Genomic DNA, 10,862 nt, shown 5'->3' with positions numbered 1-10,862 from the left:
CCGCACATCCCCAATCACCATCCCCCGATCCACAGCCTTGCACATGTCGTAAATCGTGAGCAGCCCCACCTGCACCGCAGTCAGCGCCTCCATTTCAACGCCAGTTTGCCCCCGTGTCTCGGCACGAACCGTACAGCGGACGGCGTGTGAATCTTCATCCAGCGCAAACTCCACCGCCACCTTCGTCAACGCCAACGGATGACACAGCGGAATCAAATCCGACGTCCGCTTGGAGCCTTGGATGGCCGCAACGCGCGCAATACCGAGCACGTCGCCCTTCTTGGCGTTGCCATCGCGCACCAGCGCAAACGTCTCGGGCAGCATGCGGATCGTGCCGGTGGCGACGGCCACGCGGTGCGTGACGGCCTTGTCGCCGACGTCGACCATATGGGCTTGTCCGGCGGAATCGAAGTGGGTGAGTTGCGACATGAGTGACAGCGCGTTTTGCGGGGCAGGGTGCGAAGCGTTTTATGATAGCAAGCACCCGGCTTGCGGCTATGTGGCCGCGCTGATTCCGCTCTCCGTGCTTTCCGTATGACGCTTTCACTTTTTCGGCCGCGCGTCCGCAAGCTGACGGCTGCTGTGTTGTTGACGACGTGGCTGGCGCCCCTGCCGCTCCCCGTGCTGGCGCAGGCGGTGGCGTCCGCGCCGGCAGCTTCGGTCAATCCGGGGTTGGGCTCTGCCGCGGCTGCCGATCAGGTGCAAAGCAACCTGAATCGCAGCGTGCAGATCGGCCGGCAGTCGCCGTATTTGCCGAAGGAGCCGGCCGTCATTGATGCGCCGACGTACGAGCTGCCCGATATGGGTGATCCGTCGACGGCGTCGTTGTCGCCCGAGATGGAGCGCCGTCTGGGCGACCGTGTGATGCGCCAGATACGCCACGATCCGGATTTCGTGCCTGACCCGCTGATCACCGATTACCTCAACACCATTGGCTACAAGCTGATCGAAGCGGCGCGCCGTCAGCATGTGGCGGGCAGCACGTCGGCGTCGAGTTTTGAGCTGTTCGCCGTACGCGATCCGGGCATCAACGCGTTTGCGCTGCCGGGCGGCTACATCGGCGTGAACACGGGTACGTTGGTCGCGACCGAGAGTGAATCGGAGCTGGCCTCGGTGCTCGGCCACGAAATCGGACACGTGCTGCAGCGGCACATTGCACGCGGCATCGATAAATCCGGTGAGTCGATGTGGATTGCGCTGGCGTCGATCCTGCTGGCGGGTCTTGCGGCCACCAAGAGCGGTGACGCCGCCCAGGCGCTGGCGATGGGTGGGCAGGCGGCGGCAGTGTCGAACCAGCTCGCCTTCTCGCGCGGCGCGGAGCGCGAGGCGGACCGCGTCGGTTTCACGCTGCTCACGGGCGCAGGCTACAACCCCGACGGCATGCCGGACTTCTTCCGACGCCTGCAGCGCGTGACGAACATTGCCGATACTGGCGTGATTCCCGGTTATGCGCGCACCCACCCGCTGACCGGCGAGCGCATCGCCGACATGGAAGACCGCGCGCGTGGCTTGCCACATCCGCGCCAACCGCGCCGGCCAGAATTTGGTTTTGCGAAGGCGCGTGCGCGCGTGCTGCAGGAAACGTCGACGAGCGCCTATATCGACGTGCGAAATGCGATGCGCTCGCAGTTGTCGTCGGCGCCAGATGCGCCTGTCGAGAAGCGCGCGGCGCTCTGGTACGGCGTGGCCGTTGCCAACCAGATGGCCGGGCGGCTGGATGACGCTGAGCAGGCGTTGCAGGAGGCGCGACGCCTGTACGGCAACATTCCCGGCATCACATCTGGCAGCGTCGAGCTGGACGTAACGGCCATCGAACTCGCACGCGCTCGCGACCGTACTTCCGAGGCGCTGACATTGGCGCGCGCGGCGCTCACTGCGTACCCGCTGTCACGCGCGGTCGGCATCACCTATGCGCAAACGCTGCTGACGGCCGGTCGGGCCGATGACGCGATTCCGTATCTGAAAGACAAGACCCGCGAAGACACCGCCCAGCCAATCTGGTGGGACATGCTCGCTCGTGCCTATGCCGACAAGGGCAAGCGCGTTGAGCAGCATCGCGCGCTGGCAGAGAAATACGCGCGGGATGGGGCGTGGGGGTCGGCAGTGGAGCAATTGAAGCTCGCCCGCGATGCGGGAGATGCGGATTTCTACACGCTATCCGAAGTGGATGCGCGCTTGCACCAGATGGAGCGGCAATACCGGGAAGAGAAGGCGGAAGACAAGGCGCTGCCGAAGTAGCGCGGGTAGGCCGGGGGACGCTATTCCGCTGGCCGAGTTATGAAACCATAGCGCTTTGCGACTTCGGCGCTCGCAATTGGCTCAATGTCGAACGTCTGATCACCCAGCGTCAAGGTACCCAGCGCGGCTCCGCTGGCTTCTCCGTGCCATTGGGCCAACGAGGAGAACGGCTCGAGATCGTGATCGTGCAGCAGGGCAATGGTCTCTTCTGCTTCGCATCCGCCCACGCGGCCCGAGAGCAGCACGCTGCCGTGTTCGTCGACAAAACAGCCGCTTGGCGAGAACGCAGCGCCGGTGGTTGTCGTGAACGCTGGGGGCGCGCCGTCGGCTGACAGCCGCACCACCCACGGCGTGTAATCGAGTTCGACAAACACCCGCTGCGGCCCATTCTGAAAGAACCAGCGCCCGACATCGTCATGCGCGTAGTTGCGCACGATGAAATCGACGAGCGCGGCGTGGCGGATCGGCTCACCGGACAGGTTGTTGGCCTGCGCATATTCGTTGCGCATGCGCCATTGGCCCCGCCGATCCAGCGCCAGCCAGCCAAAGCAATTCGGCACGTTCGGCCACTTGGCCATGGCCTGGCGGACGATGTCATCCATGGGCGTCTTCCGCGTTGGTTTGGCGGCCCAACACGTCATCGAAAAAGCGCAGGACGCGGGCGGGCATCCAGTCGACGCGGCCTGTCTTGCCATGGCGCACCAGGAAGCCGACATGGCCGCCGTGCAGCGGCTGGTCCAGCGTGATGTCGGCAGACACGTCGGCGGGGCCAGGCAGGTGCTGTCCGGGCAAGAACGGATCGTTGCGCGCGTTCAGCACCAGCGCGGGCACGCGCACCTCGCGCAGCACGGGTTTGGACGAAGCGCGTGTCCAGTAGTCGAGCACGTCACGGAAACCGTGCAGCGGGGCGGTGACAAGATTGTCGAACTGCCCCAGCGTGCGCGTGGCCATCATGGCGGCGCGGTCGTACAGGCCTGGGTGCTGGTCGAGCTTGGCATTGGCCTTGTCCTTGAGCGTGCGCAGGAACATGCGCGTGTAGACCATGTTGAAGCCCTTGGACAACGCTGCGCCGCCCGCCCGCATGTCCAGCGGCGCAGACACCGTGGCAGCCGCGCTCACGTAGCGCGCATCGGTGCCGTGTTCGCCCAGGTAGCGCAGCAGCGCGTTGCCGCCCAGCGAGATGCCGACGACCAGCAGCTTGCGGCCCTGCGGCTGGCAAACCGTCCGATAAAGGCGTTCGAGGATCCACGCGATCTCGGCGCCGTCTCCACAGTGGTACATGCGCGGCGCGAGGTTCATCTCGCCCGAGCATCCGCGAAAGTGCGGAATGACCCCAAGCCAGCGGCGCGCGCGCAGCGCGTCCATCAGCAGCCGCGCGTAATGGCTGCGCGAATCGCCCTCCAGGCCATGAAACATGACGACGAGCGGCGCGCGCGCATCCGTTTCATGCGTGGTCCAGTCGAGGTCGATGAAATCGTGGTCGGGCGTGTCCCAGCGTTCGCGCCGATACGCAATGCGCGGAAAGCGCCACAGGCGCGCGGGCACGATCGTCTGCGCATTGCCGCCGATCAGCCACCACGGCGAGCGGAACGCATGCGGCTCGAACGGCCCTGCAAGCAGGGCGCCCAGATTCAGTTCAAGGGGAGTGGCGTGGCGAGACGGGTGGGTCATCGAGAGAGACGGCAGCCACGCCAAGCGCGGCAGCTTAGTGCAGAGAGTGCGTAACGCTGGCGATGGAGGCGGCCACGCGTTCTTCGGCGGCCTGGCTGGAATGCACGTGGGCGATACGCCAGCCTTCGTGGTTCTGCATCAGCACGTAGGTCGTGTGCACGTACAGGTCTGCCTCGGTGGCGGTGGCCGAGAAGCGCAGCGCTTCCGTGGCTTCGAAGATCGATACGCCGAGCGACGAGTGCACCTGCTGCGAGAGGCATTCGATCCAGACCGGGTTCTTCTCGACCAGCGCATCAAGGCAGCCGCGCAGTTGCTCGTGGCCGTTCAGGCGCTGGCCGTCGGGCAGGATGAAGCTCACCGAGTCCTCATCGAGCCACAGCTTGAGCGCGCCATCGGCGTCGCGGCGCTTGAGCGCATCGCGATAGGCTTCGAGGATGTCCTCGGCGGCTTCGAACAGGCGGGCAAATCGTGGCATGGCGGTGAACGTTAAGGAGAGCGTATTACTGCGGCTGCAGCAGCCGGCGCAATTCATGAAACACCATCTCGGGTCCGATGTCGCGCAGGCAGCGCAAGTGGCCCAGCGGGCATTCGCGTGCAAAGCACGGGCTGCACTCCAGATGGAGCCACATGATACTCGCAGCGGGCGACAGCGGCGGCGTGTGGCGGGGGTCGCTGGAGCCGAATACGGCCACCTGTGGGCGCCCCAGCGCGGCCGTCACGTGCATCAAGCCGGAGTCGTTGCAGATGGCCGCTTCGGCGCGGGCAAGCAGCTCGATGGCTTCGTCCAGCGAGGTCTCGCCGCACAGGTTGCGTACGAACGGCGCGCGCTCGACGATGGCGTTGGCCATCTCGCGGTCCTTGCCCGAACCGAGCGCGACGATCTGCGCATACGGGAACGAGCGGCGCAGCATCTGCGCAAGCTCTGCAAAGTGCTCGGCAGGCCAGCGCTTGGCGGGGCCGTATTCCGCGCCCGGGCAGAAGGCAATCAGCCGCGCGTTGCCCGGAATGCCGAACTTGGCCGAGGTGGCGGCCACCCGCTGCACATCAACGTCGAGCTTGGGGTCGGGCAGGGTGTCGGGCAACTTGGCGTGGGGCTTGAAAGCCAGCGCCGCGTAGTGCTGCACCATCGGCGGACGCGCGTTCTTGGGCGGATTCGGGTAGCGCACGTTCAGCACGCCCAGGCGCGACTCGCCCTTGTAGCCGATGCGCAGCGGAATGCCGGCCAGCCACGGGATCAGCGCGCTCTTGAACGAGTTCGGCAGCACGTACGCTGCGTCAAAGGTTTCGCCTTTGAGCTGCTGCGCGAACATCGTGCGGCTGCCGAGCTGCAGCTTGCCGTGGGCGAGTTCGGTCGGCAGCACGCGCGCGATCTCGGGCATGCGCGCCAGCACGGGCGCAACCCATTTTGGGGCGATGGCGTGGATCTGCGCGCGCGGGTGCCGCGCCTTGATCTGCGCGAACAGCGGCTGCGCCATCAGCGCATCACCGATCCAGTTGGGGGCGACGACGAGAATCTTGCGCATCATCGAATCGCCTGGTGAGCGCTGCGACCGGTGTACTGCAGGTGAATCGGGCTCAATGGTGGCCCTTCAGTTCAACACCGGGGGCCAGCTTGTAGACGGTGCCGCAGTACGGGCACTTGGCCTCGCCGGTGTCGGCGATGTCGAGGAACACGCGCGGATGGTAGTTCCAGGCCGGCGTTTTGGCGGTCGGGCAATGCAGCGGCAGGTCGTCTGCGCCGATTTCGATCGTGGGTGCGGTTTGCGTGGTCATGGTGAGTGAGGAGTGCCGGCGCGGTCTGAGCAGGTCAGCCACACCGTGATATGGGCCGCAGGTTCAAAAACCGACAAAGGCGAAATTGTAAGGGGTGGGCGCAGGCGCGCCAACGCCGATTGTTGCAGTGCGTGGCGCCTGGCACGAATCGTTTCGTAGCGCAGGGCGCACGCGCATCCCCGTTAAGCGGATGCTTAACATCAAAAGTATAATCGCGTGTTTCCTACGAGCCACCCATGTCGCCCCCGACGTTTCTGCGCGTACGCGCTGCCGGCTGCCCCTGTCCGGTTGATCAAAAAGAGTCTGATTCGCCACTTTTGGGGGCGCCATGGCGCTAGTTCGCTGGGCGGCTGCGTTGCAGCGCCGCTGGGAAGCAATCGATCCAGCCGAACGTGCGGGCTTCTTTGCTGGCGTGCGCGCCTACATGCCGTCGATGCCGCCGGTGCTCGCCTGGGGGCTGGTGACGGGCGTGGCGATGAGCAAATCGGTGCTGACCATCCCGCAAGCCATCGGCATGACGATCTTCGTATATGCCGGGTCGTCGCAGTTGGCGGTGCTACCGTTGCTGGCGGCGGGGTTGCCGATCTGGACGGCGCTGCTGACGGCGTTCATCGTGAATGTGCGTTTCATCATCTTTAGCGCCGGGCTGATGCAGCATTTCGGGCACCTGCCGTTCATGCGGCGCGTGGTTCTGGGCGTGTTCAACGGCGATCTGCCGTTCGTGCTGTTCACCCAGCAGTACCCCTCGGCCGCGCCGCAGGCGGGCAAGGAGGGCTATTACTGGGGCATGGTCCTGCTGAGCTTCGTTGGCTGGCAGGTGTCGTCCATCGTGGGCATCGTCGCGGCGAGCCTGTTTCCTGACGCGTGGGGCCTGGCGCTGGCCGGGACGCTCGCGCTAATTCCTGTCATGGTGTCGACCATTCGTAGCCGTGCCACCCTCATGGCGGTGGCTGTGGCGGCGGTGCTGGCGCTGGTTGCCTTCAAGCTGCCGTATCGATTGAGCCTGGTGATTGCCGTCACTGGCGCGATGGCTGCCGGCCTGGCCGCCGACGAAGCCGCCGCGCGCCTGCAGTGGCAGCGCCGCCGTGCCGCGCAGGCCGCAGCTGACGAGGACGATGCATGACCGCGCTCGAAATCTGGCTCGTCATTGCAGGGATGACCGTGGTGACGATCGTCACGCGTTCGTTGTTCCTGATCGTGGGCAACCGCATGACCCTGCCCACCCGCGTGCAGCACGCGCTGCGCTTTGCGCCCGCTGCCGCGCTCGTCGCCATCGTCTTGCCCGATCTGCTCTGGAACCAGGGGCACTTCGACGCGAGTTGGACCAACCCGCGGCTGATGGCCGGCGTTGCCGCCACCGCGTTCTATGTGGCGACGCGGCGCATGCTCGGCATGATCTTCGTCGGCATGGGCGTCTTTACCGTGCTGCGTCTCTGGGGATGAACATGCCGGGCTCCAATCGCAACGGCGCGATCTTCGCGTTTCTGGCCTACACGATGTGGGGCCTGTTTCCGCTGTACTTCAAGCTGCTCAAGGCGGTGTCGCCGGTGGAGATTCTCTCGCACCGGGTGATCTGGTCGTTGGCGGTGATGGTGGTGATTCTGCTCGTGAAGCGGCACTGGGCGTGGCTTTGGGCGCTGCGCACGCAGCCGCGTGTCGTGGGCCGCTACGCGGCCAGCACCAGCCTGTTGGCCGCCAACTGGCTGACCTACATCTGGGCCGTCAACCACGACCACGTGATCGACGCCAGCTTGGGCTACTTCATCAACCCGCTGGTGGTGGTGATGCTGGCGCTGCTGGTGCTCGGCGAGCGGCTGCGGCCGGTGCAGTGGGTGTCGGTGGCGCTGGCCGCAGCCGGCGTGGCGTGGCTGACCTGGCAGGCCGGCACGCTGCCGTGGATTGCGCTGGCGCTGGCGTTCTCGTTCGGGTTCTACGGCTTGCTGCGCAAGACCTCGCCGCTGGGCGCGCTGGAGGGGCTGACGCTCGAGACGCTGCTGCTGTTTCCGCTGGCGCTGGTCTATCTCGGCTGGCTGGCTTCGCAGCATCAGAATGCCTTCCTGGTCGCGTCGCCCGGCACGCAGTTGCTGCTGGCGCTGGCCGGCCCGCTGACGGCGCTGCCGCTGCTGCTGTTTGGCGCTGGCGCCCGGCGTATTCCGCTGTCGCTGTTGGGTTTGTTGCAATACGTGAGCCCGACGCTGCAGCTGCTGCTGGGCGTTTGGCTCTACAACGAGCCGTTTGCGGGCCCCAAGGTGGCGGGCTATGTGCTGATCTGGGCGGGTCTGGCCGTGTATTCGGCCGAAGGCTGGATGCGGCTGCGCCGTCGCACGCCGCTGTCTGCATAGTCCCCGCCAATCGGCCTCGGCAAGACGGTCGAGCCCGGAAGCTTCGGCCGAGAAACGCACGTTTTGACCAGGCGCATCGGGTAAAATCGTTGTTTTCCGCGATTTCTTCCGTAGCTGCCATGCCCCACGTCCTGCGTCTGTCCGATCTCATCTCCGAAGGAAAGCTTGCCGGTAAGCGCGTGTTCATCCGCGCCGACCTCAACGTGCCGCAAGACGATGCCGGCAACATCACTGAAGACACGCGCATCCGCGCATCCGTGCCGGCCGTCAAAGCTGCGCTGGACGCGGGTGCCGCCGTCATGGTCACTTCGCACCTGGGCCGCCCGACCGAGGGTGAATTCAAGCCCGAAGACTCGCTGGCGCCGGTTGCCAAGCGCCTGTCCGAGCTGCTGGGCCGTGACGTGAAACTCGTCCAGAACTGGGTGGACGGCGTAGATGTCGCGCCCGGCCAGGTCGTGCTGCTGGAAAACTGCCGCGTGAACAAGGGCGAGAAGAAGAACGGCGACGAACTAGCCCAGAAGATGGCCAAGCTGTGCGATGTCTACGTCAACGACGCCTTCGGCACCGCCCACCGCGCGGAAGCCACCACCCACGGTATCGCCAAGTTTGCGCCCGTCGCCTGCGCCGGTCCGCTGCTGGCCGCCGAGCTGGATGCGCTGGGCAAGGCGCTGGGTCAGCCCGCACGCCCGCTGGTGGCCATCGTGGCCGGCTCGAAGGTTTCGACCAAGCTGACCATCCTGAAGTCGCTGGCGGACAAGGTGGACAACCTGATCGTCGGCGGCGGCATTGCCAACACGTTCATGCTGGCCGCCGGCCTGAAGATCGGCAAATCGCTGGCGGAAGCAGACTTGGTTGGCGATGCAAAGGCCATCATTGAGATGCTGGCAGCACGTGGCGCGTCGGTGCCCATTCCCGTCGATGTGGTGTGCGCCAAGGAATTCAGCGCCACCGCGGCCGCCACCGTCAAGGATGTGGCGGATGTGGCGGACGACGACATGATCCTCGACATCGGCCCCAAGACGGCTGCCCAACTGGCCGAACAACTGAAGACAGCCGGCACCATCGTCTGGAACGGCCCGGTGGGCGTGTTCGAGTTCGACCAGTTCGGCAATGGCACCAAGGTGCTGGCCGAGGCGATTGCTGCCTCGTCGGGTTTCTCGATTGCGGGCGGCGGCGACACGCTGGCTGCTATCGCCAAGTACAACATTGCCGACAAGGTGGGCTATATCTCCACCGGCGGCGGTGCGTTCCTCGAATTCCTGGAAGGCAAGACGCTGCCGGCCGTCGAAATCCTGGAACAACGCGCGCAGAACCAGGCCACCGCGGCCTGAGCGCAAGCGCTGCGAATATCCCCCCACAACAACGAGACACCGCCGCCCATGACCCGTGCTACCAAGATCGTCGCAACGCTCGGCCCCGCGTCCAGCACGCAGGAAGTCCTGACCCGCATGATCGCCGCGGGGGTGGACGTGGTGCGGCTGAACTTCTCGCACGGCGCGGCGCAAGATCACATCGATCGTGCGCAGCTCGTGCGTGAAGTGGCGCGTTCGGTAGGCCGCGAGGTGGCCATCATGGCCGACCTGCAGGGTCCGAAGATCCGCGTCGGCAAGTTCGAGAGCGGCAAGATCACGCTCGAACCGGGTGATCGCTTCACGCTTGATGCCCGCTGCGAGCTTGGCAACCAGGAGCGCGTCGGCCTCGACTACAAGGAATTGCCGCGCGATGTTGGCCCGGGCGATCTGCTGCTGCTCAACGACGGGCTGATCGTGCTGCAGGTCGAGCGCGTGGTGGGTGAAGAGATCGAGACCATCGTCAAGATTGGCGGCGATCTGTCCAACAACAAGGGCATCAACCGCCAGGGCGGCGGGCTGTCGGCGCCGGCGCTGACAGCCAAGGATATGGAAGACATCAAGACCGCGATGGCGCTGGGCGCCGATTACGTCGCAGTCAGCTTCCCCAAAAACGCGACCGACATGGAAATGGCGCGCCAATTGGCCGCCGTGGCGGGCGCGCCGCACAATCACAAGACGCGCATGATCGCCAAGATCGAACGCGCCGAGGCCATCCGCCCGGGCGTGCTCGAAGAGATCCTGGCCGCTTCCGACGGCATCATGGTTGCGCGCGGCGATCTGGCCGTGGAAGTGGGCAACGCGGCCGTGCCGGCGCTGCAGAAGCGCATGATCAAGCTGGCCCGCGAAAACAATAAGCTGGCCATCACCGCCACGCAGATGATGGAATCGATGATCGTCAACCCGGTGCCGACGCGCGCCGAGGTGTCGGACGTCGCCAACGCCGTGCTCGACGGCACCGATGCGGTGATGTTGTCGGCCGAAACCGCCGCCGGCCGCTATCCGGTCGAGACCATCGAGGCCATGGCTGCCATCTGTTTGGAAGCCGAGAAGTCGCAATCCGTGCACCTGGACACCGACTTCCTCGACCAGACTTTCAGCCGCATTGACCAGTCGATTGCCATGGGGGCGCTGTTCACGGCGCACCATCTGCAGGTCAAGGCGATTGCCGCGCTCACCGATTCCGGCGCCACGGCGCTGTGGATGAGCCGCCACGGCATCAACATCCCCATTTATGCGATGACGCCCAACGTGGCCTCGCAGCGCAAGATGGCCCTGTACCGCAACGTGCAGTCGCTGCCGCTGGCCAACAGCGCCGACCGCGACGAAGCGCTGCATCAGGCCGAAGAACTGCTGGTCGCGCGCGGCGTCGTGCAGCGTGGCGACTTCATCGTCCTAACCGTCGGCGAGCCGATGGGACAGGCCGGCGGCACCAACACGCTCAAGATTGTTCGCGTCGGCATGCACTGACGCCCACGACGGAACGCCG

Annotated in this window: 12 protein-coding genes; 6 read left to right on the top strand and 6 right to left on the bottom strand. The window is 65.5% G+C overall.

Annotated elements, in window-relative coordinates; translation table 11 throughout:
• Nucleotides 1-429: cyclic pyranopterin monophosphate synthase MoaC (gene moaC, locus ACCD03_RS22645; protein ID WP_413412956.1), on the bottom strand; the 429-nt coding region annotated here is incomplete at its 3' end.
• 105 nt (nt 430-534) lie between these two features.
• Between moaC and ACCD03_RS22640 the strand changes: the two genes are divergently transcribed.
• Nucleotides 535-2,238 (top strand): M48 family metalloprotease, encoded by a 1,704-nt coding sequence (locus tag ACCD03_RS22640; protein WP_413412955.1) that lies wholly within the window; start codon nt 535-537, stop codon nt 2,236-2,238.
• Between the two features lie 20 nt (nt 2,239-2,258).
• Here the strand turns inward: ACCD03_RS22640 and ACCD03_RS22635 are convergent, their stop codons facing one another.
• From ACCD03_RS22635 to ACCD03_RS22615, 5 genes are read right to left on the bottom strand one after another with little or no spacing between them, the layout of a single operon-like run.
• Complete coding sequence (locus tag ACCD03_RS22635; RefSeq protein WP_413412954.1) at nt 2,259-2,840, bottom strand: DUF2946 family protein; 582 nt, start codon at nt 2,838-2,840, stop codon at nt 2,259-2,261.
• Entirely contained in the window at nt 2,833-3,909 is a 1,077-nt protein-coding gene (locus ACCD03_RS22630) for a YheT family hydrolase (RefSeq protein WP_413412953.1), read from the bottom strand. The genes ACCD03_RS22635 and ACCD03_RS22630 overlap by 8 nt, the downstream gene beginning before the upstream one ends.
• Nucleotides 3,910-3,943: 34 nt before the next feature.
• Nucleotides 3,944-4,384, bottom strand: a complete 441-nt coding sequence (locus tag ACCD03_RS22625) for a YybH family protein (protein WP_024976550.1) — start codon at nt 4,382-4,384, stop codon at nt 3,944-3,946.
• A 25-nt stretch (nt 4,385-4,409) separates the two neighbouring features.
• Nucleotides 4,410-5,435, bottom strand: a complete 1,026-nt coding sequence (gene waaF / locus ACCD03_RS22620) for a lipopolysaccharide heptosyltransferase II (protein WP_253536394.1) — start codon at nt 5,433-5,435, stop codon at nt 4,410-4,412.
• 49 nt (nt 5,436-5,484) lie between these two features.
• Nucleotides 5,485-5,682: a zinc-finger domain-containing protein gene (locus ACCD03_RS22615; protein WP_004636130.1), complete on the bottom strand. Its 198-nt coding sequence runs from the start codon at nt 5,680-5,682 to the stop codon at nt 5,485-5,487.
• Between the two features lie 328 nt (nt 5,683-6,010).
• On the opposite strand from ACCD03_RS22615, the gene ACCD03_RS22610 reads away from it, so the two are divergent.
• The 5 genes from ACCD03_RS22610 to pyk all read left to right on the top strand — a co-directional run bounded on the left by ACCD03_RS22610 (nt 6,011) and on the right by pyk (nt 10,843).
• Nucleotides 6,011-6,805: an AzlC family ABC transporter permease gene (locus ACCD03_RS22610; protein ID WP_092973121.1), complete on the top strand. Its 795-nt coding sequence runs from the start codon at nt 6,011-6,013 to the stop codon at nt 6,803-6,805.
• The gene (locus tag ACCD03_RS22605) at nt 6,802-7,125 is read left to right on the top strand and encodes an AzlD domain-containing protein (RefSeq protein ID WP_413412952.1); all 324 of its coding nucleotides are present in this window, start codon (nt 6,802-6,804) and stop codon (nt 7,123-7,125) included. The genes ACCD03_RS22610 and ACCD03_RS22605 overlap by 4 nt, the downstream gene beginning before the upstream one ends.
• Nucleotides 7,126-7,127: 2 nt before the next feature.
• Nucleotides 7,128-8,024, top strand: coding sequence for an EamA family transporter RarD (rarD, locus tag ACCD03_RS22600; protein ID WP_413412951.1), 897 nt, complete (start codon nt 7,128-7,130; stop codon nt 8,022-8,024).
• A 119-nt stretch (nt 8,025-8,143) separates the two neighbouring features.
• Nucleotides 8,144-9,355, top strand: coding sequence for a phosphoglycerate kinase (locus ACCD03_RS22595; RefSeq protein WP_413412950.1), 1,212 nt, complete (start codon nt 8,144-8,146; stop codon nt 9,353-9,355).
• A 48-nt stretch (nt 9,356-9,403) separates the two neighbouring features.
• Entirely contained in the window at nt 9,404-10,843 is a 1,440-nt protein-coding gene (gene pyk, locus ACCD03_RS22590; RefSeq protein WP_024976543.1) for a pyruvate kinase, read from the top strand.
• Nucleotides 10,844-10,862: the final 19 nt, after the last annotated feature.

Source organism: Ralstonia sp. Ralssp135 (assembly GCF_047304345.1).
Classification (GTDB): domain Bacteria; phylum Pseudomonadota; class Gammaproteobacteria; order Burkholderiales; family Burkholderiaceae; genus Ralstonia; species Ralstonia chuxiongensis.
This window is presented reverse-complemented; position numbering and strand designations above follow the sequence as displayed.